This window comes from Bartonella sp. 11B, from assembly GCF_002022625.1.
GTDB lineage: Bacteria > Pseudomonadota > Alphaproteobacteria > Rhizobiales > Rhizobiaceae > Bartonella > Bartonella rochalimae.
Window position 1 is genome coordinate 576,169 of sequence record NZ_CP019783.1, and the last position, 22,846, is coordinate 599,014.

19 protein-coding genes are annotated in these 22,846 nt (G+C 37.6%); 16 read left to right on the top strand and 3 right to left on the bottom strand.

Annotated features, from left to right (window positions below):
• Positions 1-81: 81 nt before the first annotated feature.
• The 16 genes from Bho11B_RS07215 (at position 82) to Bho11B_RS02505 (ending at position 18,664) form a co-directional block, all read left to right on the top strand.
• A complete protein-coding gene (locus tag Bho11B_RS07215; protein WP_245289533.1) occupies positions 82-5,988 on the top strand; it encodes a YadA-like family protein in 5,907 nt (1,968 codons plus the stop codon).
• Between the two features lie 17 nt (positions 5,989-6,005).
• Positions 6,006-6,578 (top strand): invasion associated locus B family protein, encoded by a 573-nt coding sequence (locus tag Bho11B_RS02440; protein WP_078673568.1) that lies wholly within the window; start codon positions 6,006-6,008, stop codon positions 6,576-6,578.
• 548 nt (positions 6,579-7,126) lie between these two features.
• Positions 7,127-7,297 (top strand): hypothetical protein, encoded by a 171-nt coding sequence (locus Bho11B_RS06870; protein WP_153300828.1) that lies wholly within the window; start codon positions 7,127-7,129, stop codon positions 7,295-7,297.
• Positions 7,298-7,824: 527 nt separating this feature from the next.
• Positions 7,825-8,547, top strand: coding sequence for an RlmE family RNA methyltransferase (locus Bho11B_RS02445; protein WP_035006307.1), 723 nt, complete (start codon positions 7,825-7,827; stop codon positions 8,545-8,547).
• Positions 8,548-8,720: 173 nt separating this feature from the next.
• On the top strand, positions 8,721-9,734 hold the full coding sequence (obgE, locus tag Bho11B_RS02450) for a GTPase ObgE (RefSeq protein ID WP_035006306.1): 1,014 nt from the start codon (positions 8,721-8,723) through the stop codon (positions 9,732-9,734).
• Positions 9,735-9,743: 9 nt separating this feature from the next.
• Positions 9,744-10,883 (top strand): glutamate 5-kinase, encoded by a 1,140-nt coding sequence (proB, locus tag Bho11B_RS02455; protein ID WP_371441537.1) that lies wholly within the window; start codon positions 9,744-9,746, stop codon positions 10,881-10,883.
• Between the two features lie 38 nt (positions 10,884-10,921).
• Entirely contained in the window at positions 10,922-12,178 is a 1,257-nt protein-coding gene (locus Bho11B_RS02460) for a glutamate-5-semialdehyde dehydrogenase (RefSeq protein ID WP_078674137.1), read from the top strand.
• Positions 12,179-12,207: 29 nt separating this feature from the next.
• The gene (locus Bho11B_RS02465) at positions 12,208-12,801 is read left to right on the top strand and encodes a nicotinate-nucleotide adenylyltransferase (protein ID WP_078674082.1); all 594 of its coding nucleotides are present in this window, start codon (positions 12,208-12,210) and stop codon (positions 12,799-12,801) included.
• Positions 12,802-12,869: 68 nt separating this feature from the next.
• Positions 12,870-13,313 carry a ribosome silencing factor gene (rsfS, locus tag Bho11B_RS02470; protein WP_078673570.1) on the top strand — a complete coding sequence of 148 codons (444 nt, stop codon included), beginning with the start codon at positions 12,870-12,872 and terminating at the stop codon, positions 13,311-13,313.
• Between the two features lies 1 nt (position 13,314).
• Positions 13,315-13,797, top strand: coding sequence for a 23S rRNA (pseudouridine(1915)-N(3))-methyltransferase RlmH (gene rlmH / locus Bho11B_RS02475; protein ID WP_078673571.1), 483 nt, complete (start codon positions 13,315-13,317; stop codon positions 13,795-13,797).
• A 153-nt stretch (positions 13,798-13,950) separates the two neighbouring features.
• Complete coding sequence (locus tag Bho11B_RS02480) at positions 13,951-15,171, top strand: murein hydrolase activator EnvC (protein ID WP_371441536.1); 1,221 nt, start codon at positions 13,951-13,953, stop codon at positions 15,169-15,171.
• A complete protein-coding gene (locus tag Bho11B_RS02485) occupies positions 15,161-16,471 on the top strand; it encodes a S41 family peptidase (RefSeq protein ID WP_035006300.1) in 1,311 nt (436 codons plus the stop codon). Before Bho11B_RS02480 ends, Bho11B_RS02485 begins: the two co-directional genes overlap by 11 nt.
• A gap of 29 nt (positions 16,472-16,500) precedes the next feature.
• Complete coding sequence (locus Bho11B_RS02490; RefSeq protein ID WP_371455293.1) at positions 16,501-17,052, top strand: RNA pyrophosphohydrolase; 552 nt, start codon at positions 16,501-16,503, stop codon at positions 17,050-17,052.
• 107 nt (positions 17,053-17,159) lie between these two features.
• A complete protein-coding gene (locus tag Bho11B_RS02495; RefSeq protein ID WP_035006298.1) occupies positions 17,160-17,717 on the top strand; it encodes an invasion associated locus B family protein in 558 nt (185 codons plus the stop codon).
• Positions 17,718-18,034: 317 nt separating this feature from the next.
• Positions 18,035-18,328, top strand: coding sequence for a YggT family protein (locus tag Bho11B_RS02500; protein WP_035006297.1), 294 nt, complete (start codon positions 18,035-18,037; stop codon positions 18,326-18,328).
• Between the two features lie 30 nt (positions 18,329-18,358).
• Positions 18,359-18,664 (top strand): DUF167 family protein, encoded by a 306-nt coding sequence (locus tag Bho11B_RS02505; RefSeq protein ID WP_035006296.1) that lies wholly within the window; start codon positions 18,359-18,361, stop codon positions 18,662-18,664.
• A 53-nt stretch (positions 18,665-18,717) separates the two neighbouring features.
• Here the strand turns inward: Bho11B_RS02505 and ppa are convergent, their stop codons facing one another.
• From ppa to mgtE, 3 genes are all read right to left on the bottom strand, one after another.
• The gene (ppa, locus tag Bho11B_RS02510) at positions 18,718-19,260 is read right to left on the bottom strand and encodes an inorganic diphosphatase (RefSeq protein ID WP_078673573.1); all 543 of its coding nucleotides are present in this window, start codon (positions 19,258-19,260) and stop codon (positions 18,718-18,720) included.
• Between the two features lie 67 nt (positions 19,261-19,327).
• On the bottom strand, positions 19,328-21,151 hold the full coding sequence (typA, locus tag Bho11B_RS02515) for a translational GTPase TypA (protein WP_078673574.1): 1,824 nt from the start codon (positions 21,149-21,151) through the stop codon (positions 19,328-19,330).
• A 148-nt stretch (positions 21,152-21,299) separates the two neighbouring features.
• On the bottom strand, positions 21,300-22,679 hold the full coding sequence (mgtE, locus tag Bho11B_RS02520; protein WP_078673575.1) for a magnesium transporter: 1,380 nt from the start codon (positions 22,677-22,679) through the stop codon (positions 21,300-21,302).
• Positions 22,680-22,846: the final 167 nt, after the last annotated feature.

Below are 22,846 nucleotides of genomic sequence, written 5' to 3' on the forward strand. Positions count from 1 at the left end.
CCTCATCTCATGTTCTTCAATAACCCCTAAATGTGTCTTTTTGATGTCAAAAAAATATTTTTTATTATTGGAGAATTTCTTATGAAAAGATCATATCTTATCTTAAAAAGCGGTGATTTAAGGGAATATTCTTTTTCTCGTCGTTCACCTTTGTTGAAAGCTGCTTCATTAGGAACAGCTATGGCAGCGCTCCTATCGAGTGTTGCGCCTGTCGTTGCATCTAATTTTTCTCCAACAGAGCAGCAAACAACGATACAAAGTTCACAGAGTCTTAAGGGCACAGGTGTGACTTCCTTAAAAGCTCCTGAGAAAGCTTCAAAAAAATCTCGTGATTCTGTTTTTGCGAGTGATCGTTACTGTGGTATCGACAATATCGTTGTTTCTAATTCCTCTGATTCAAAGAAGATAATCAGTGAGGAAAGTTATGTAAATCTTCTCACACATCACAAATTTGATAATTGGTGCTCTCATGGTTTTGGAGTTCAACAAGCCACTTGGACTGTTGATGGTAAAAATACAGTTCTTGATGTGTATGAGACACGTGTTTTGAGTAATAGGCCGGTAGGTGGTGTAGGGACATTGCTTCCGGAAAGTACGGAAATTCAGATCGGTAAGGGGGCTGGGACAATGTCGCGGTCTTATTCTATCGCTATAGGTGCTAATACTCATGTCACTATAAACAACTCGGTTGCTTTAGGTGCTGGATCTATTGTTAGTCCAATCATGAAGCAATCAGGTTATGATCCTTCGACAGGTAGTGAGTCGACTAAGGATGATTATATATGGCAATTTAATTACGGGATAGTCTCTATTGCTGCTCCTACTGCTTCTAAACCAACCTCACGACTACTTACCGGAGTAGCAGCTGGGATACAGGAGACTGATGCTGTGAATGTTGCTCAGCTGCAGGCTTTAAGACAATGGACAGCAAAGATTGCAGATGATGTTTCTACCCATTTAGGAGGTGGAGCGGACATTCTTTCTGCTGTAGCGCCGACTTATAAGATTCAAGGTTCAAATCATCGTGATGTAGGATCGGCATTTAAGGGTGTTGACGGCTCGATTAGTGATCTTTATTCAAAGATTGCGAATGGAGCAGGGGATAGCCTTGTACAGCAAGAAAAAGGCAATGGTCGTATCACGATAGGCTCGAAAGTTGGTGGAACAGCAATAGATCTTACGAATAAAGAAGGCAAAGGTCGGACGCTTTCTGGTTTGGCGGATGGAAAGCTTTCCGACAGTTCGACAGAAGCGGTTACAGGCAAACAGCTTTATGATGTTGATACCAAGCTTACTAAGACCACACAAGATGTCACAAAAGTCCAAGGTGATATTACGAAAATCCAAGGGGATGTTACGAAAGTTCAGGGGGATGTTACGAAAGTTCAGGGGGATGTTACAAAAGTCCAAGGAGAAGTCGCAACGATTGCGAAGAATACCTCTGCCTATTTAGGAGGTGGAGCGGACATTCTTGGTGGGAAAGCTCCAACTTATAAGATTCAAGGTTCAAATCATCGTGATGTCGGTTCAGCATTTGTTGGTGTTGATGGTTTGATTACAGATCTTTATTCAAAGATTGCGGGTGTAGCAGGGGGTAGTCTTGTTGAGCAAGAACAAGAAGAGAGTAGCAAAGGTCGTATTACGATAGGTTCGAAAGTTGGTGGTACGGAAATTAATTTATTGAATAATCAGTCAGTTGCACGTGTTCTTTCTGGTTTAGGTGATGGTGCTATTTCGGAAGGCTCGAACCAGGCAGTTACTGGAAACCAACTTTACCTTACGAATAAGAAGGTCTCTGAATATTTTGGTGGCGGAGCAGGCTATGAAGATGGGGAATGGGTAGATCCTACTTTCACGATTAATGTGCTACAAGAAGATGGCGCTACGGAAGAGAAAGAATATAAGAATGTAGCGGATGCATTAAAGGATATTAGCAGCTCCTTCACGACGGTTGTAGCGACAAACCTAATTCAACAAGAAGAAAGTGAAGATAAGAGTGGTCGTATCACGATAGGCTCGAAGACGGGTGGATCGGAAGTTAATCTTACAAACAAAGATGGCGAAGGTCGTACGCTTTCTGGCTTGAAGGATGGAGAACTTTCAGACAGTTCGACAGAAGCGGTTACAGGCAAACAGCTTTATGATGTTGATACCAAGCTCACTAAGACCACACAAGATGTTACAAAAGTCCAAGGTGATATTACAAAAATCCAAGGGGATGTTACAAAAGTTCAAGGAGAAGTCGCAACGATTGCGAAGAATACCTCTGCCTATTTAGGAGGTGGAGCGGACATTCTTGGTGGGAAAGCTCCAACTTATAAGATTCAAGGTTCAAATCATCGTGATGTCGGTTCAGCATTTGTTGGTGTTGATGGTTTGATTACAGATCTTTATTCAAAGATTGCGGGTGTAGCAGGGGGTAGTCTTGTTGAGCAAGAACAAGAAGAGAGTAGCAAAGGTCGTATTACGATAGGTTCGAAAGTTGGTGGTACGGAAATTAATTTATTGAATAATCAGTCAGTTGCACGTGTCCTTTCTGGTTTAGGTGATGGTGCTATTTCGGAAGGCTCGAACCAAGCAGTTACTGGAAACCAACTTTACCTTACGAATAAGAAGGTCTCTGAATATTTTGGTGGCGGAGCAGGCTATGAAGATGGGGAATGGGTAGATCCTACTTTCACGATTAATGTGCTACAAGAAGATGGCGCTACGGAAGAGAAAGAATATAAGAATGTAGCGGATGCATTAAAGGATATTAGCAGCTCCTTCACGACGGTTGTAGCGACAAACCTAATTCAACAAGAAGAAAGTGAAGATAAGAGTGGTCGTATCACGATAGGCTCGAAGACGGGTGGATCGGAAGTTAATCTTACAAACAAAGATGGCGAAGGTCGTACGCTTTCTGGCTTGAAGGATGGAGAACTTTCAGACAGTTCGACAGAAGCGGTTACAGGCAAACAGCTTTATGATGTTGATACCAAGCTCACTAAGACCACACAAGATGTTACAAAAATCCAAGGGGATGTTACAAAAGTTCAAGGAAATGTCTCAACGATTGCGAAGAACGCTTCTGCCTATTTAGGAGGTGGAGCGGACATTCTTGGTGGAAAAGCTCCAACTTATAAGATTCAAGGTTCAAATCATCATGATGTCGGTTCAGCATTTGTTGGTGTTGATGGTTTGATTACAGATCTTTATTCAAAGATTGCGGGTGTAGCAGGGGGTAGTCTTGTTGAGCAAGAACAAGAAGAGAGTAGCAAAGGTCGTATTACGATAGGTTCGAAAGTTGGTGGTACGGAAATTAATTTATTGAATAATCAGTCAGTTGCACGTGTCCTTTCTGGTTTAGGTGATGGTGCTATTTCGGAAGGCTCGAACCAGGCAGTTACTGGAAACCAACTTTACCTTACGAATAAGAAGGTCTCTGTATATTTAGGTGGCGGAGCAGGCTATGAAGATGGAGAATGGGTAGATCCTACTTTCACGATTAATGTGCTACAAGAAGATGGTTCTACAGAAGAGAAAGAATATAAGAATGTAGCGGATGCATTAAAAGATATTAGCAGCTCCTTCACGACGGTTGTAGAGACAAACCTAATTCAACAAGAAGAAAGTGAAGATGAGAGTGGCCGCATTACGATAGGTGCGAAGACAGGTGGAACGGAAATTAATCTTACGAACCAAGATGGAGAAGGTCGGACGCTTTCTGGCTTGAAAGATGGAGAACTTTCAGAAAACTCGACAGAAGCAGTTACTGGAAAACAGCTTTATGAAGTTGATAGCAAGCTCACTAAGACCACGCAAAACGTAGCAAATTTATCTACGAGTATGGATAAAGTCCAAGGCGATGTTACGAAAATCCAAGGAGATGTCTCAACGATTGCAAACAATACATCAAAATATTTGGGAGGCGGATCGAATATTCTTGGTGGTGAAGCTCCAACATATAAAGTCCAGAATACAGAGCATCATGATGTAGGCTCAGCGTTTGCTGGTGTTGATGGTTCGATTACAGATATTTATTCAAAGATTGCGAGTGTAGCAGGGGGTAGTCTTGTTGAGCAAGAACAAGAAGAGAGTGGCAATGGTCGCATCCTGATAGGTTCGAAAGTTGGTGGCACGGCAATTGATCTTACGAACCAAGATGGAGAAGGTCGTACACTTTCTGGCTTGAAAGATGGAACGCTTTCCGACAGTTCGACTGAAGCAGTTACTGGAAAACAGCTTTATGAAGTTGATAACAAGCTTACTAAGACTACACAAGATGTTACAAAAGTCCAAGATGATGCCAAAAAGATTGCGAAGAATGCCTCATCCTATTTAGGAGGTGGAGCGGATATTCTTGGAGGCATAGCACCAAGTTATAAAGTCCAGGGTAATGATTACAGTAATGTGGGTGAAGCTTTTGCTGGCGTTGATAGTTCCCTTTCAGATATTTATAAGGAACTATCAGGATCTGGAAGTAAGAGCCTTGTTCAAAAAGAGAAAAGTGAAGATGGGAGTGGTCGTATCACGATAGGTGCGAAGACGGGTGGAACGGAAATTAGTTTATTGAATAATCAGTCAGTTGCACGTGTTCTCTCTGGTTTGGGTGATGGAGCTATTTCGGAAGGCTCGAACCAGGCAGTTACTGGAAACCAACTTTACCTTACGAATAAGAAGGTCTCTGAATATTTAGGTGGCGGAGCGGGCTATGAAGATGGAAAATGGGTAGATCCTACTTTCACGATTAATGTGCTACAAGAAGATGGTTCTACAGAAAAGAAAGAATATAAGAATGTAGCGGATGCTTTAGAGAATATTAGCAGCTCCTTCACAACAGCTTTAGAGACTAATCTTATACAACAAGAAAAAAGTGAAGATGAGAGTGGCCGGATCACGATAGGTGCGAATACAGGTGGAACGGAAGTTAATCTTACGAATAAAGATGGAGAGGGTCGTACGCTTTCTGGCTTGAAAGATGGAACGCTTTCAGCGAGCTCGACTGAAGCGATCACAGGAGCACAGCTTTATAAAACAAACACACGATTTGATGAAGCAAACATGCAACTTGCTAAATATTTAGGTGGGGGAGCTGAATATAAAGATGGTGTATGGACTGGTCCCACGTTTAATATTGTTCAATTCAATTTTGGTGGTAAAGGTGGTGGACCGGAAGACAAAGAGTATAAGAGTGTAGCTAGTGCTTTTGATGGTGTTAATGAAGGTCTGAAAAATTTGAATAATCGTTTAGATGATGTCAAAAATCAGGTAGAACAGACAAAAGATGATACGATAAAATGGGATGAGAATAAAGGTGCTTATAACGCAAAGCATAACGGTAAAGAAGCAACAATTACTGGTGTGAAAGATGGTGATGTAAGCGAAGGCTCTACTGAAGCAGTTACCGGGAATCAGCTTTGGAATACGAATCAAAAAGTTGATAAACTTGAAAATGAATTTAATGATTTTAAGAATGAAACTGGTCAGAAGGCAGAGGGAGCAGTTCAATATGATAAAGATAAGGATGGGAAGAAAACCAATAAAGTTACGTTAGTAGGAGGCGATGCCAGTGCACCTGTTGTGATTGATAATGTTGGTGATGGTAAAGTTGAGAAAGATTCGAAAGAAGCTATTAATGGAGGTCAATTGTATGAGAAAATGGCAATTGTTCTCGATGATTCAAAGAAGTATACAGACGAGAAGGTACAGGAAGCTAAAGATTACACTGACATGAAGTTTGAGAGCCTGAATTATAATATTGAGGGCGTAAAAAAGGAAGCAAGACAAGCAGCAGCTATTGGTCTAGCAGCAGCTAATTTGCGTTATGAAGATGCTCCTGGTGCATTAAGTGTTGCATTTAGTAGCGGTTCATGGCACAGCCAATCTGCAATTGCGTTCGGTGCTGGCTATACATCTGAAAGTGGAGATATTCGCTCTAATTTCTCTGTAACAACTGCGGGTGGTCATTGGGGTATAGGCGCAGGTATAAGTGTAAGACTGAAGTAATGATGAGATAAATAATAATGATAAAACGTTCGAGTATTTTTGTAAGTATTTTTTTCACCTTTGCCTTATTAGGCAAAGGGGAAAGCTTTGCTCATGAAAAAAATAATACATATACAGTGCAGCCACCTCAATTGTCTGTTCCGTCAGGAAAACCTGGAGAAATACGACGACTCATTATGCAGTTTTATAATTGGACCTTAATTTGTGATGAAAACACAATCTTGAACCAAGGTGTATGTAATGTAACGCAAACGATCCATGATGAAGAAGATAATACAGTTTTTAGTTGGTCTCTTGTTTCTACAAAAAATGGTCAACCAGCTATACTCTTCCGTACATTGCCAAATGCTGATACGACTGTCCCTATAAAAATATTTATGGAAGGTATTAAAGAACCTAGTTTGGTTCGTTATACGCAGTGTGATGAAACAGTCTGTTTAGCACAGTCAGGTTTGAGTCCTATCTTAAGTGATCAAATAGAAAAAAAGAAGAGTGTACGTATTTCTTATAACCTTAAAGAAGGAAAAACACTCTCCTTTATTTTACCATTTAATGGGTTGAGTGAAGCACTATTTTCTTTACAACGATAAGAGATGTAATAAGCTGAAGAAAAAAGAGATTTTTATTTTAGCTAAGTAGTCATTATTTTTTTTGAATTGAAATAATAAAATAAAAAAACTGATCAGCTATATTTACTTTTAAGTATATATAATATCAAGAACAATTGTATTTTATTTTTATAGATAAGTTTAATAGATTTTAGAAAAAGAGTATATTTTTGTATATCAATTTTACATGATAAACACTCTTAAGAAGAAAGTGTGTATTTTCGTAGGAATGATTAAATAATCGTTTTGTGTTGTGGTAGATAAAGTTAACTTTATTTTATTATGAAGCAACAGCAACCACGCAAGAAATGGTGGAGATCAATATTCTTATTCAACTGGATAGAGTGCATAAATTGTATGATTAAATAGTTGCAGTTGTAACATCAAAAATTTTTCTCATTTAAAATCTTTATCTTTTATGTGGCAATTGGTTTGCAAACCAGTAATTGTCGTTTTCTTATCGCGCGACTTGTTCATTGATTTTAAGGTTAGAAAAAAGATGATTTTTTATTATAAAAACAATAAATTATGTGACTGAAGGGTTAAAAGTTTGTCGTTTAAAATTGAAGAAAAGACTCATTAAATGTTATCGTTTAGTTGCAGTGGGTACATGCTGTTTTATTGAGCGTATTTTAGATGAAACTGGTCTTGAATTAAAGATTGTTGAGAAGAAACAGATTGGGTATTTTTTATTTATTTGAGTTGTTATGCTCATTCAATTTTTTAATTTTTAGAAAAAAGATATGTGGTCAGATGGTTTCAGATCCTTGAAAAATTATGTGAGAATTTTTCAGATCCTTATAGATGAGACATTTTATTGCAAGGCTTAAAATTTTATCTTTTGGGAACTTCTGGAATAATAATGATTTTATTGAGTAGGGATCCATCTCAATTACAAAGAGTATGATCAGAGCCAAATTGAGGATTTTTTGATCAAGAGCTTAAGTAGCTACGATCCTTATGATAAAAAATTTATTGTTGTAGGATATAGAAAAATGGGTAACTACTTTTTGTATTGAAGACAAAAGGAAAAATGTAGTTTGAGCGAGTTGTGCTATTTTAGATGGTATTTAAATTTTATTCAGTGAGTGATTCAAGAGTCGCAGCTTATGAAGCAAAGTAAGAAATTTTACTACAACTGAATGTTGAATGATAGTGTTTGGGATATCATCATAAAAACAAGTGTTTTAAGTATTAAAAATTATCAGAATGTAGAAATAGTAAGTTTATGAAAAAAACAACATCAAAAGGTGGTAGAGGTGGTTCGGGATCACATGTGCTATATCAGCGTGTGAAAAAGAAAGCAGGAACGATTAAAGCATCATCACGGCGATGGTTAGAGAGGCATTTGAATGATCCTTATGTTCATCAATCAAAAGTGGATGGTTATCGTTCACGGTCCGCTTATAAACTTATTGAAATTGATGAGCGTTATAAGATCTTCAAAAAAGGCCAGAAAATCATTGATCTAGGAGCTGCTCCTGGGGGATGGTGTCAGGTTGCAGCCCGTAAAGTGGAATCAAGTGATCAAAAGCCTAGTGTTGTTGGTATTGATTATTTACCAATGGATCCACTACCGGGAGTTGTCATATTGGAGATGGATTTTTTACATGAAAATGCACCGCAGAAGTTGATGAATGCTTTAGGAGAACAGCCAGATATAGTGCTTTCTGATATGGCAGCACCAACAACGGGGCATCGTCAAACGGATCATTTAAGAACAGTATATTTATGTGAAGTGGCTGCGGATTTTGCTCTTTCCGTTCTTAAACCTGGAGGTCATTTTTTAGCAAAGGCTTTTCAGGGAGGAGCAGAGAATACTCTTCTCACTACATTAAAACAGAATTTTAAAACGGTTCATCATGTCAAACCTCCTGCAAGCCGAGCAGAATCAGTTGAACTTTATCTTTTAGCTCTTGAATTTAAGGGTATAACTGAAACACAAAAATAGCTTTTATATATAAAAAGCTAAAAGTTATTTGATTTGATTGATAACACAAAAACTTTTTTAATCAATTTATAGTAATTATTGTTTGTTTTTTGTACAGAATAAAAACCCATAAAATAAACAAATAAACGTATTTTTGTATAAATAGAAAAAGCGAATTCCTCAATGAGCATTTTATGAAATTTCTTGATCAGGCTAAAGTTTATATTCGTTCTGGTAATGGTGGAGCAGGAGCAGTATCATTCCGTCGTGAAAAGTTTATAGAATTTGGAGGTCCAGATGGAGGGAATGGCGGACGTGGCGGTGATGTATGGGCTCTTGTTGTCGATGGGCTCAATACACTGATTGATTATCGTTATCAGCAGCATTTTAGAGCAAAAACAGGAGGGCATGGTAAGGGGCGCAATATGACAGGCGTAAAGGGTGATGATGTCATTCTTAAAGTGCCAGTTGGAACACAGATTTTTGAAGAAGATAATAAAACATTGATTTGTGATTTGATAGAAGTTGGTCAACGTTATCGTCTGGCTAAAGGAGGCAATGGCGGTTTCGGTAATCTTCATTTTACAACTTCTACGAATCGAGCACCTCGGCATGCAAATCCAGGCTTGAGTGGAGAAGAACGTACACTTTGGCTACGTTTGAAATTAATTGCTGATGGGGGGCTTATTGGTTTGCCAAATGCTGGAAAATCAACTTTTTTGGCGGCAGTAACGGCCGCAAAGCCGAAAATTGCTAGTTATCCTTTTACTACTTTGCATCCTCATCTTGGTGTTGCATCTGTTGATGCTCGTGAATTTGTTTTGGCTGATATTCCTGGTTTGATAGAGGGAGCTCATGAAGGTGTGGGAATCGGTGACCGCTTTTTAGGGCATGTGGAACGTTGCCGTGTTTTACTTCATTTGGTTTCCGCTCAAGAAGAAGATGTGGCAAAAGCTTATCACACTATTCGCCATGAGCTCACGCTATATGGACATCATTTGAGTGATAAAACTGAAATTGTGGCTTTAAGCCAAATCGATACTCTGCCTATTGAAGAGCGTGTCGTCAAACAGGAAATGTTGCAAAAGGCATCTGGTAAATCGGTTATGATGGTTTCTGCGGTAAGTCATGAAGGCTTAGATCATGTATTGCGTGCTATTGCACATATCATTGAAAAAGAACGAACAAATAATGTTCGTGAAGCGTAAATAGGATTCATGACGGTGACCATTGGAATGCGAAAACTTTCACAATATAAGCGTATTGTGATTAAAGTTGGTTCTGCGCTTTTAGTGGATCCTCAAAAAGGTTTACGCGTTGAGTGGCTTAAAAGTTTAATTAATGATGCTGTTCAATTACGCCAAAAAGGTGTTGAGGTTTTATTTGTTTCTTCTGGTGCTATTGCTTTAGGGCGTACCTCACTTCATCTCTCTAAGGGTGTTTTAAAATTAGAAGAGAGTCAGGCGTGTGCTGCCTTAGGTCAGATTGAACTTGCTAAAGCTTATAGCGATGTATTGGCCCAACATGGATTGAGAACAGGTCAGATTTTGCTGACATTATCCGATACCGAAGAACGTCGCCGTTATCTTAATGCACGTGCTACTATTGATACACTTTTACGTTTTGGAGTCGTTCCTGTTATCAATGAAAATGATACCGTAGCGACAAGTGAAATTCGTTATGGCGATAATGATCGTTTAGCAGCACGTGTTGCAACGATGATAGGGTCGGATCTTTTAATCCTTTTATCTGATGTTGATGGTCTTTATACGTGTTCTCCTCATTTGAATCCAGATGCTGAATTTATTTCTTTTGTTTCATCAATTACACGTGATATTGAGAACATGGCAGGTGTTGCTGCTTCAGAGTTTTCACGGGGTGGAATGAAGACTAAACTTGAGGCAGGGAAAATAGCTACTGCTGCTGGAACAGCAATGGTTATTACTTTAGGAAAGCGTATGAATCCCCTTTTAGCAATTGACAAAGGAGAACGCAGTAGTTTTTTTGCTGCAAGTGAGAAGCCGGTAAATGCTTGGAAAAAATGGATTTCTGGTCATTTAGATCCATCGGGCATTTTGACTATTGATCAGGGGGCCATTAAAGCGCTTGAATCTGGAAAATCATTACTTACTGCCGGAGTTGCTGCGGTTGAGGGAGTGTTTGATCGTGGCGATATGGTTGCAATTGTTGATAAAAATGGAATTGAGATTGCTCGTGGTCTTGTAAATTATGGGGCAGATGAAGCGAGAGTTATTATAGGCCGTAAGAGTGAAGAAATAGACTATATTCTTGGGAATGGAGTGCGTTCCGTTGTAGTGCATCGCAATGATATGGTTTTACGTTGCTTATCGGATTGAATATAAAAGTTCTTCTTTTTTTGTGAATGAGTGATGATATGACTTTAGCAGAACAGATGAGAGTTATGGGGCAGAAAGCACATGATGTTGCTTCAATACTTGCAAGTGCTTCTGCTGACCAAAGAAAAAGTGCTTTGGAAATGATTGCTCTAAATCTAGAATCTCGGTCGGTTGAAATTTTATGTGCTAATCGTCAAGATTTAGAAAATGCTGCTCGGAATAGTTTATCATCCGCGATGATGGATCGGCTGAAGTTGGATGAATCGCGTTTACATGCAATAATTGATAGTGTTCGTCAGATCGCTTGCTTGCCGGATCCTGTTGGAGAAGTGATTAGTGAATGGACGCGTCCAAATGGGCTTCATATCCGTCGTGTGCGAACACCACTTGGTGTCATCGGTATTATTTATGAAAGTCGGCCAAATGTTACGATTGATGCAAGTGCTTTGTGTTTAAAATCTGGAAATGCTGCAATTTTGCGTGGTGGTTCAGATAGTTTTCATTCTGCACTTGCGCTTCATTCGGCATTAGTAAAAGGGCTGGAACAAGCAGGCTTGCCTAAGAGCGCTATTCAAATAGTGAAAACAAAAGATCGTGATGCTGTTGGAGAAATGCTTAAGGGTTTAGATGGCGCAATTGATGTTATTATACCCCGTGGTGGGAAAAATCTGGTAGCACGTATTCAATCTGATGCGCGTGTTCCTATTTTTGCACATTTAGAAGGCCTTTGTCATATTTATATTGATAAGTCAGCGGATTTAGATATGGCACGTGAAATTGTATTAAATGCAAAATTACGGCGTACAGGTATATGTGGAGCTGTTGAGACAGTTTTGATTGACCGTCAGGCATTAAAAAAGTTTCTTCCTGTTCTCATTGCTTTACAGGAGAAGGGATGTGAAGTTCGTGTGACAGAAGATATCATCTCGCTTATGCAAGGAGCTAGATTAGCCTGTGAAGAAGATTGGTCTTGTGAATATCTTGATGCAATTTTATCTGCTAAAACGGTTGATGGTATTGAGGGAGCCATTGCACACATTCAGCGTTATTCGTCAGGACATACTGAATCAATTATTAGTGAGGATATGGGAGTGGTTAAAATGTTTTTTGATCGTTTAGATTCAGCCATTTTGCTTCATAATGCATCAACACAATTTGCTGATGGAGGGGAATTTGGTTTTGGAGCAGAAATTGGTATTGTAACAGGGAAAATGCATGCACGTGGACCGATAGGGGTTGAACAGTTGACATCATTTCAATATCACATTAGTGGAAATGGGCAGGTTAGGCCTTGAAACAACTTTTTTTTCCATGGGAAAATCGTATACCACATGTTGAAAAGTCCAATGTTGTTGGCCTTTTTGGTGGATCATTTAATCCACCACATGCGGGTCATCTTCTTGTTGCAAAAACTGCAATTTTGCGTTTGCGTCTTAATCAATTATGGTGGATGATAACTCCAGGAAATCCTTTAAAAGATTGTATACAATTGCCATCTTTGCATAAGAGAATGCAGTTAAGCTCGGAATTTCTTAATCATCCCAAAATTCGCGTAACAGGTTTTGAAAAGACTATAGGAAGTAAAATATCAGTTGATACGATTTCTTATATCCTTAAACGTTATAGGAGAGTGCATTTTGTGTGGGTTATGGGAGCAGATAATTTAGCAACGTTTCATTATTGGCATAGGTGGCGGGATATTATGTCTATGATTCCTGTTGCAATCATTGATCGCCCTTTAGCACGGATGTCAACACTTTCTTCTCCTATGGCTAGAACTTATTGTTATTCTCGTGTGGATGAGAGAGCAAGTACGCTATTGCCTTTTATGGCACCACCTGCTTGGATTTATTTACATGGGCCTTTATCTTTTCAATCTTCAACAAAGCTGCGTTTAGAAGGAAATGATTCTTCTTGAAGATTTTATAGGATTCTGCAACTATTTTAGAGTATTCTTCTTTTACTCTTAACTCTTATGTTTTAATAATAATAAGAAAGGATATTAGTCTGGAAAAATTTGTACAAAAACGTTGTAATATTATTGCTTCTTCAGCAGAAGAAAAATGCTTGTCAGTTACGAATGGTCTTAAAATTATTCTGAGTAGTTTAGAAGATATAAAAGCAGAAGATATTATTTCTATTGATCTACGGGGAAGGTCTTCTTTAGCTGATTATATGGTTATTGCTTCTGGGTGTTCTCAGCGTCATGTTTTGGCTATCACTGATCGTCTTTTATCTGTTTGGAAAGGAAGTGGATATGGTAACGCGAGGGTAGAGGGAATGGCTGGAGGGGATTGGGTACTAATTGATGCAAGCGATATCATTATTCACCTTTTTCGTCCGGAAATTCGCACTTTTTATAATTTAGAAAAAATATGGCTTGATTCAGGTTTGGAGAATATTGAATCAATTCTTGTTGGAGACAACTGATATGCAAGTTTCTATTTTTGCTGTTGGTCGTATGAAACAAGGTGCTGAACAGATATTAGTTCACCGTTATTTAGATCGTTTTTCTAAAAGTGCTGGGGCTATAGGTTTTCAGTTTGGAAAAATGCAAGAAATATCAGAAAGTCGTGCTCAGACGCCCTGTCAACGTATGAAAGAAGAAGGAAAAAAACTTTTTGAGTATTTACCTGAAAAATGCCGATTAATTGTATTGGATGAGCGTGGAAAGTCAATATCATCATCTATTTTTGCTGAGAAATTAGTATTTTATCGTGATGAGGGTGTTCGTGATTTAATACTTGCTTTAGGAGGACCTGATGGGCATAGTGAACAAGTTAGAAACCACGCTGATTTTATTTTATCTTTTGGGTTTATGACCTGGCCGCATCAGATCGCACGTATATTACTTACAGAACAGCTGTATAGAGCCATAACAATTATTGGTCATCACCCTTATCATCGTTTTTAAATTTTATTTTATACCTATTCATGCACTTGTTAACATTGTTTTAGGTGACAGCATTTAAAGCATTGTTAGTTTATATAATTGAGTTTGATGGTTGGATAAATGAAGAGGTTTCTTCATGAAAAGATAAAGATGCAATATTTATGCAAGAAGTGCATGATATTGCTGTTGCTGATATTAAGTACGGATATTCAGACATCTATTTCATATGCTGAAGATATGGACAGTCGCGAAGTAGTACAAAAAACATTAATGGACATTCGCAATAATATCTCTGTATCGCGTAAACATATTGCTTCATTGATACAACAAGTTGACCTTTTGAAAAAAGATCAACGTGCTTTGACTGATGAACTCATAAAAGTTGCTAAAGTAGAGCGTAATTTAGCAAATGATATTATTGAAAGGGAGGAAAAGCTTAAGCAACTTTTAGAACAGAAGACGCAAGTGTATCAAAATTTAAAAAATCGCCAGGCTGAATTTTCAGAGATATTAGCTATTTTAGCACGGACAGGATTAAAACCACCTCCTGCTCTTATAGCGCAACCTAAAGATATTCTTGCCTCCATACGCAGCTCTATTTTATTGGGAGCTATCATTCCTGATATGCAAGAAAAAACACAGAATTTAACAAAAAATCTAAAAAAATTGACTAATTTAGGTCATGTTATTGCTATGGAATGCGTAGATTTAAAAGCTAAAATGCAAAATCAAGCAGAGCAGCTTAAATATTTAGAGTTTTTGTTAGATGAAAAAGAAAAATTACAGAAAAGATCACAAAAAGAGCTTATAATGCTGCGACAGAAAAATATTACTCTTATTAAGAAAGCGCAGTCTTTAGAAGAATTAATTTTAGAGCTTGATTATCAAGCACAGTCTGATTCCACTTCATCAGAGAATATACGGAAAAGTTTACAATTATTAGAGCAGAGAGATCTTCAAAATAAAAAGGGTCATTTTCTTTTACCTGTTTCAGGAAAAAAAATTCAACATTTTAATAATAGTTCGCATGTTGCGCGTTTTGGTGAAATTATTGCAACAGAACCAGAAGCTATAGTTATAGCTCCCGCTGATGCCCTTGTGGCTTTTTCTGGATCATTTCGTTCTTATGGACAATTAATTATTCTTAATGTTGGACATGGTTACTATATTACTCTTATCGGAATGGCTAAAATCAATGTAACACAGGGGCAGTTTGTTCTTTCAGGTGAACCTATTGGTATGATGGGAACGGAATTTATTGCGAATACTATTGCATTGGATATAGGCAAAAAGACTCCAATGCTTTACATTGAGTTTAGAAAGCATGGAAAACCTGTGGATCCAAAACCTTGGTGGCAGACTGAACAATTAAAAAGGAACAAAAATGATTCGTAAAGTTATACTTTCGGTCGCTGTGATATTGCTCAGCGTCAGTTCAACGATTATAGTGCAATCTGTTGCTGCGAATAATGACAGTAATATTTATAAACAGTTGGCTATATTTGGTGATATCTTTGAACGAGTGCGGATGCACTATGTTACAGTTCCAAATGATAAAAAGCTTGTTGAGAATGCTATTAATGGAATGCTTTCTTCGCTTGATCCTCATTCCTCTTATATGGATGCTGAAGCCGCTAAAGACATGAGAGCTTCTACTAAGGGAGAGTTTGGTGGTCTTGGTATTGAAGTAACCATGGAAAAGAGTCTTCTTAAGATTGTTTCCCCGATGGAGGATACACCAGCTTCAAAAGCTGGTATTTTAGCAGGAGATGTGATTTTAAAGATTGATGGTAAACAGGTAAAAGGTCAGTCTTTGAATGAAGCTGTGAATCAAATGAGAGGTGCTGTTGGTACACCGGTTACGCTAACAATTATTCGTTCTGGTGTTGATAAACCTCTTGAGATCAAAGTTATTCGTGATATTATCAAAGTGAAGGCGGTTAAGTATCGTGTTGAAAATGATATTGGTTATTTAAAACTTATTCAATTTTCTGAGCAGACTTTTGGTGATCTTCAAGCTGCAGTTAAAGACATTCAATCCAAAATTTCTCAAGATCGTTTGAAAGGGTATGTGCTTGATTTACGCCTTAATCCTGGAGGCCTTTTAGAACAGGCGGTTAGTATTTCAGGTGCTTTTCTTAATAGAGGCGAAATTGTATCGATTCGTGGTCGTAGAAAGAAAGATGTGACGAGATTTGATGCTAGACCAGGAGATCTGATTAATGGGAAGCCTCTCATTGTTCTTATTAATGGTGGTTCAGCAAGTGCTTCTGAAATTGTTGCAGGGGCTTTACAAGATCATCGTCGCGCTACAATTTTAGGAACACAATCTTTTGGTAAGGGATCTGTTCAAACCATTATTCCTTTAGGTGAAAATGGAGCTTTACGTTTAACGACAGCGCTTTATTACACCCCGATGGGTACATCAATTCAAGGAACTGGGATTACCCCTGATATTATTGTTGAGCAGCCATTGCCTGAAAAATATAAGGGTTATGATGTAACGCTTGGTGAATCTGAGTTAAAAGGACATATCAAAGGAAAACAAGAAAGTGAGAAAGGCTCTGGTTCAGCTGCTTTTGTTCCTAAAGATCCTAAGGATGATGTGCAATTGAATGAAGCTTATAAGCTTTTACGGGGTGAGATAACGCATAAGGCATTTCCACCAGATCCTCATCAAGGTATTTTAAAATAAGAAGAAAGCTGTACAGCTTATAGTTTTATATGAGCTGTATTTTTATAAGGGATAATGAGGTGGATACAATTGTTGGTTTTAAAGCTCTCCCTTATCGGAAATGTGTGGGAATTCTTGTGTTTAATCATGAAGGTAAAGTTTGGGTTGGACGCCGTTTGATGGCAGTTGCTGACGCACAAGTTGACATGTCCAAACTTTGGCAGTTACCACAGGGGGGAATTAATCCAGGAGAAAAGCCGATAGATGCAGCACGACGTGAACTTTATGAAGAAACAGGTATCCAATCCATTAAGTTGATTAAGGAAGCTCAGGATTGGTTTAAGTATGATTTCCCACAAGAACTTATGGGACATGTTTTAAATAATAAATATCGTGGTCAAATACAAAAATGGTTTTCTTTTCAGTTTACGGGAGAGACTTCTGAAATTACCATTAATCCACCACCTGATGGTAATACGGCAGAGTTTGATCAGTGGAAATGGATTGATTTGGAAGAGATTCCTTCAATTGTTGTTTCTTTTAAAAAGCATGTTTATACAAAAGTTGTGAAAGAATTTCGAAATAGTGCTAGATGTTTATAAATCTTATAATTGTAAAAGCTATTTTTTCTTAAGAAGCTTTGTATTATGTCTTGTTATCAGAAATAATAGCAGTGATTCTATTGTGTGTTTAAAAATTAGGATGTGAGATGAAAAAAATATTTAATTTCTTTATAACTTTTACACTCTTGAGTGTTTCTGTTGCATTTGCGCAGAGTACAAAGCCGACTACAACAAAGCTTTCTGAAGCTTCATTGCCGAACGGTGCTTCTTCTTTAACCGAGACTTATGGTTTGTGGAATGTTAACTGTAATCTACAGGACGGAAAAAAAGTTTGCTTTATGTATCGCCAAGAAGTTAATGATCAAAATCGTGTCATATTAGCTATGAACATTTCTTCCAATTCTGATGGTACTTTGACAGGAACTTTGACAGTTCCTTTTGGTATTTTAGTTTCTAAACCTATTCGTTTACAAGTAGATGGTGGAAAGAATGTTATTGAAACAAACATTCGGACTTGTATACCAGCAGGTTGCATTGTTCCAGTAGCTTTTGACAAAAATTATGTGGCAGCTTTACGTGCAGGAAAAAAGTTGAATTTAGCGATGACAGTTTCTACTCCAGGAGAGCCAGCTCTGAATGATTTGTTTGTGCAATTAAGTGGTTTTAGCGATGCACTGAATCGTTTTATTGCTTTGCAAATGTAATTTTATAATAAAAAGAAAATCGGCCTTTAAAGGCCGATACTATTTAGAATAGTTTATGAGGAAAACAAAAATTAATTAGCCAGCTGACTAATTAAATGAAGGATGAGAACTTTTGTAAATTCTTTTTCTATTTTGGTGTATTATTGCTTCACTTTAATATTTTATGACATTGCGGTATGATGATATATGCTAAAAATATTAATTTTTATTTGAAATGAAAAAGAAGAATAATTGGTGAGACTATTTTAATAAAGACTTTATTTGCATAAAGTTTTCTATATGAACCTCCATTCTATTGATTGGTAAAGGAAATACGAATGATCTATGCTTTTCTTAGTGTGCTGGATCTAATCTTTAGTATTTACATTGCTATCTTAGTAGCTCATGCTATTTTTTCTTGGCTTTATACATTTAATATTGTCAATACCCGGAATGTTTTTGTCACTATGATCGGTAATTTTCTATATCGTACAACAGAACCAATTTTATGCTATATTCGACGTTTTTTACCTAATCTTGGGACAATTGATATTTCACCTATTGTGGTTTTTATGATTATTTACTTTATTCGTATTTTCATGTGGCGTGCTTATGCAGGAATGCTTTTATAAAAGTGAAGATATTTCCTTAGGCGAAATAAGATGTTTTATCGAGTTGATGCTCATCGTTTGATTTTATTTGTCCGTTTGATTCCAAAAGCCTCAGTTGATAGTATAATAAAGGTTGAGAATAGAGATGATGGGAAACAGTATTTAATTATACGTCTGCGTGCTATTCCTGAAAACGGCAAAGCAAATAAAGCATTGATTAAATTTTTGGCGAAGCAATGGAAGATACCATCGTCTTGCATCTCTCTTGGAAGTGGAGCAACATCACACTATAAACAGCTTTATTTTTCAAAATATTTAAAAGAAGTAGAGAAAATATTACAATCTTTTAGAGTATAATCCTATAAAATTAAGAAGATGACAGCCTGTGAAGATACAGGCTGTGTTTTTATTTAAAGCGAACAGTTATGTTGTTTATTACGTTCAATCGCTTTTTTAATCAATTCATGTGCATAGTCTTTATCGCGCCAACCTTCAATTTTAACCCATTTTCCAGGTTCAAGATCTTTGTAATGTCCAAAAAAATGCTCAATTTGTTTTAATGTGATTTCTGGAAGATCTATATAATTATGAACATTAATGTAGCGTTTTGTTAATTTTTGAGCAGGAATAGCAATAATTTTTTCGTCTTTGCCGCCATCATCTTCCATCATAAGAACACCGATTGGGTATACATTAATGACACAACCTGGAATAAGAGGACGGGTGCTACTGATGAGAACATCAATGGGATCACCATCTTCCGAAAGTGTATGCGGGATGAAGCCATAATTTCCAGGATAAGTCATTGGTGTATGGAGGAAACGGTCAACAAATAATAATCCAGATTTTTTATCCATTTCATATTTTATTGGTTGACTATCAATAGCAACTTCAATGATAACATTAACATCTTCTGGTGGATTTTTGCCGATAGGTATTTCATTAATGTTCACGTAATTACCCTTTCTAGAATTAAATAAAATCAAACAGAATAGTACATTAAGGTAAAGAGATTCATCATCAGGCAAGTGATGAACGTGTTTTTTCGAAACGTTTACGTTCATTTGGATCTAGGTAGAGTTTACGCAAACGAATATTTTTAGGCGTCACTTCTACTAGCTCGTCATCTTGTATCCATGACAGTGCACGTTCTAAGGTCATTTTGATTGGAGGGCTTAATTTTACGGCTTCATCTTTACCAGAAGCACGCATGTTTGTTAGCTTCTTCCCTTTTAAAACATTTACTTCTAAGTCATTATCGCGTGAGTGTATGCCAACAATCATACCTTGATAAACTTTTACGCCAGCATCGATCATCATAGGGCCACGATCTTCAAGATTAAAAAGCGCATAGGCAACAGCTTCACCATTATCATTTGAAATCATTACACCATTGGTACGGCCACTAATTTCTCCCTTATAAGGCTCATAGGCATGGAAAAGACGATTCATAATTGCTGTACCACGTGTATCCGTTAAAAGTTCAGATTGATAGCCAATAAGTCCGCGGGTTGGTGCATAAAACACAAGGCGTACACGATTTCCACCTGATGGACGGAGTTCAATCATTTCTCCTTTGCGTTCTGACATTTTTTGAACAATGGTTCCGGAATATTCTTCATCAACATCGATTACAACTTCTTCAATTGGTTCTAAAGTTATTCCATTTTCATCTTTTTGCATAACTACGCGTGGTCGTGAAACACTTAGTTCAAATCCTTCACGACGCATGTTTTCAATAAGGACCGCGAGCTGTAATTCTCCTCGTCCTGAAACATAAAAAGAGTCTTTATCATCTGATTCTTCAATTTTAAGAGCTACATTTCCTTCTGCCTCTTTTAACAAACGGTCACGGATAATTCGACTTGTTACTTTATCTCCTTCTGTACCAGCAAGGGGACTATCATTCACAAGAAAGCTCATAGTAACAGTGGGTGGATCAATTGGTTGAGCAATAAGAGACTCATTGACGGAAAGATCACAGAAGGTATCAGCAACAGTTCCTTTTTGGAGTCCTGCAATTGCTATAATATCTCCAGCAGCACTTTCTTCAATAGGTTGTCGTTCTAATCCACGGAATGCTAAAATTTTTGAAATACGCCCAGTTTCTAAAAGTTTTCCATCTTGTCCCAGAACTTTAATATTTTGATTGGGTTTAATTGAGCCCGAATGAACGCGTCCTGTAATGATTCGTCCCAAAAAAGGATCGGCTTCAAGGATAGTACCGATCATGCGGAATGGTCCTTCAGCAATGGTTGGTGTAGGTACATGACGGACTACAAGATCAAACAAGGCACTTAATCCTTGATCTTTGGGTCCTTCAGGAGATACAGCCATCCATCCATCACGACCTGATCCATAAAGAATAGGGAAATCCAATTGTTCATCGGTTGCATCAAGAGCTGCAAAAAGGTCAAAAACTTCATTGACAACTTCATCAGCTCGGGCGTCAGGTCGATCAATTTTATTGATTGCAACAATAGGACGTAATCCTACTTTTAACGCTTTTCCAACAACAAATTTGGTTTGTGGCATAGGACCTTCAGCAGCATCAACAAGGACAATAGCTCCGTCTACCATATTAAGGATACGTTCTACTTCACCACCGAAATCGGCGTGACCAGGGGTATCAACAATATTAATTCGGGTATCTTTCCAAACAACAGATGTTACTTTTGCTAGAATTGTAATACCGCGTTCTTTTTCGATATCATTTGAATCCATCATGCGCTCGCTTGTGCGCTGGTTATCACGAAAATTTCCTGATTGTTTGAGGAGTTCGTCTACAAGTGTTGTTTTACCGTGGTCAACGTGGGCGATGATAGCAATATTACGCAATTGCATAAATTTTCTTCTTTTCGTTTAATGAAATTCTCTTTGAAGTAAAGCTTTTCTCTTTACAGTTTCAGATCTTTTACAGTTTTTTTTAGACTTTGGGAAGAGGAAGAACATTTTTTATAAAAATGAAGGAGAGATTTTAATACGTGCCATATTAAAGTAAGATTCCAGTTAAAATAAAAGAAGCAACGGAAAAGTAAATTATAATACCCATGACATCTACTAAGGTCGCAACAAAGGGAGCCGAAGCACTTGCCGGGTCAAATTTTAAGCGTTTAAGAATAAAGGGCAGCATAGATCCGACTAAAGAACCGAATGTAACAATTCCAACTAAAGCTATTCCTACAGTTATAGCAATAAAAAACCAATAATCACCATAGTTATAAATTCCGAGTTGTTGCCAAACAGCAATCCGTATAATACCGATGATTCCGAGTAAAATACCAAGGGAGATGCCTGTTGGAATTTCACGAATAATGACTTTCCACCAGTCTTTGAGTGTGAGTTCCCGTAAGGCTAATGCACGAATAATAAGAGACGTTGCTTGTGAACCAGAGTTTCCTCCTGAACTCATAATAAGAGGAATGAATAATGTAAGAGCAATTACTTTTTCAAGTTCTGTTTCGAAATATTGCATGGCGCTTGCTGTTAACATTTCACCCATAAAGAGTAAAGCCAGCCAGCCACCGCGTTTTTTCATCATTCCCAAAAAATTTATCTGCATATATGGTTTATCTAAAGCTTCCAATCCTCCAAATTTATAGGCATCTTCACTCATTTCATCGACCATAGAGTCAAGTACATCGTCAACTGTTACAATACCAATCACATGATTGCTGTCATCAATAACTGGTACAGAAAGAAGATCATGACGTTGAAAGAGACGAGCAATATCTTCGTGGTGTGTAAAGGGTGATATTGTGATAGGTGTATCGTGTGTGGAGACGTTTAAAATTTTATCATCAGGTGAGGCAAGAATAAGGTTACGGAGAGAAACGGCTTTGAGAAGGGTACTTGTTTTCGGATCAATGACATAGCTTGTGTATACTGTCTCACGTGTTCTTTCAACATCCCGAATATGATCTAAAGTTTTTTTTACAGTCCAATTCGCTGGTACTGCTATAAACTCTGTTGTCATCAATGCACCAGCTGTATGATCTGGATAACTGGTAAGTTTTTTGAGTTCAGTCCGAGTTAAAGATTTTAGTAAAGCATAAAACCGTTTACGCGTTTCTTGATTCATTTCTTGGAAGACGTCCGCAGCAGCATCTGCAGACATACCGTCAAGAATTTCGACAGCAAGATTCACGGGCAAAAGTTCAAGAATAGCAGCTGGGCTTTCAAGTTCTGGTTTGTCAAAAAGTTCAATGGCATAATCAATAGGCAAAAGACTGAGGATAATTACCCGTTCCATAATATCAAGACCATTAATGATATCAATCGAGTCGGCAAAATGAAGATTTTTTAATTCTTCAGCAAGGGCTTCAGAAGGTAAATCTTTGAGGTTGCTAGTAGATGTTTTGATTTCAGTCATAGCGAAGTGCCTTCTAAAAGATTAGAGATATATAGATAGAATGAATCAAAATTATAGACAACTTAGAATACAAGTTTTTCAATTGTTAATATTCAAAATAAAGTCAAGGATAGATTGCAATTTGTAAAAACTGTAAACAATTTCATGAGGCCAGAAAAAGAATTTTT

Coding starts and splice junctions, on each gene's coding strand:
- Bho11B_RS07215 (WP_245289533.1), top strand. CDS start 82: ATGAAAAGATCATATCTTATCTTAAAAAGCGGTGATTTAAGGGAATAT.
- Bho11B_RS02440 (WP_078673568.1), top strand. CDS start 6,006: ATGATAAAACGTTCGAGTATTTTTGTAAGTATTTTTTTCACCTTTGCC.
- Bho11B_RS02445 (WP_035006307.1), top strand. CDS start 7,825: ATGAAAAAAACAACATCAAAAGGTGGTAGAGGTGGTTCGGGATCACAT.
- obgE (WP_035006306.1), top strand. CDS start 8,721: ATGAAATTTCTTGATCAGGCTAAAGTTTATATTCGTTCTGGTAATGGT.
- proB (WP_371441537.1), top strand. CDS start 9,744: ATGACGGTGACCATTGGAATGCGAAAACTTTCACAATATAAGCGTATT.
- Bho11B_RS02460 (WP_078674137.1), top strand. CDS start 10,922: ATGACTTTAGCAGAACAGATGAGAGTTATGGGGCAGAAAGCACATGAT.
- rlmH (WP_078673571.1), top strand. CDS start 13,315: ATGCAAGTTTCTATTTTTGCTGTTGGTCGTATGAAACAAGGTGCTGAA.
- Bho11B_RS02480 (WP_371441536.1), top strand. CDS start 13,951: ATGATATTGCTGTTGCTGATATTAAGTACGGATATTCAGACATCTATT.
- Bho11B_RS02485 (WP_035006300.1), top strand. CDS start 15,161: ATGATTCGTAAAGTTATACTTTCGGTCGCTGTGATATTGCTCAGCGTC.
- Bho11B_RS02490 (WP_371455293.1), top strand. CDS start 16,501: ATGAGCTGTATTTTTATAAGGGATAATGAGGTGGATACAATTGTTGGT.
- Bho11B_RS02495 (WP_035006298.1), top strand. CDS start 17,160: ATGAAAAAAATATTTAATTTCTTTATAACTTTTACACTCTTGAGTGTT.
- Bho11B_RS02500 (WP_035006297.1), top strand. CDS start 18,035: ATGATCTATGCTTTTCTTAGTGTGCTGGATCTAATCTTTAGTATTTAC.
- Bho11B_RS02505 (WP_035006296.1), top strand. CDS start 18,359: ATGTTTTATCGAGTTGATGCTCATCGTTTGATTTTATTTGTCCGTTTG.
- typA (WP_078673574.1), bottom strand. CDS start 21,151: ATGCAATTGCGTAATATTGCTATCATCGCCCACGTTGACCACGGTAAA.
- mgtE (WP_078673575.1), bottom strand. CDS start 22,679: ATGACTGAAATCAAAACATCTACTAGCAACCTCAAAGATTTACCTTCT.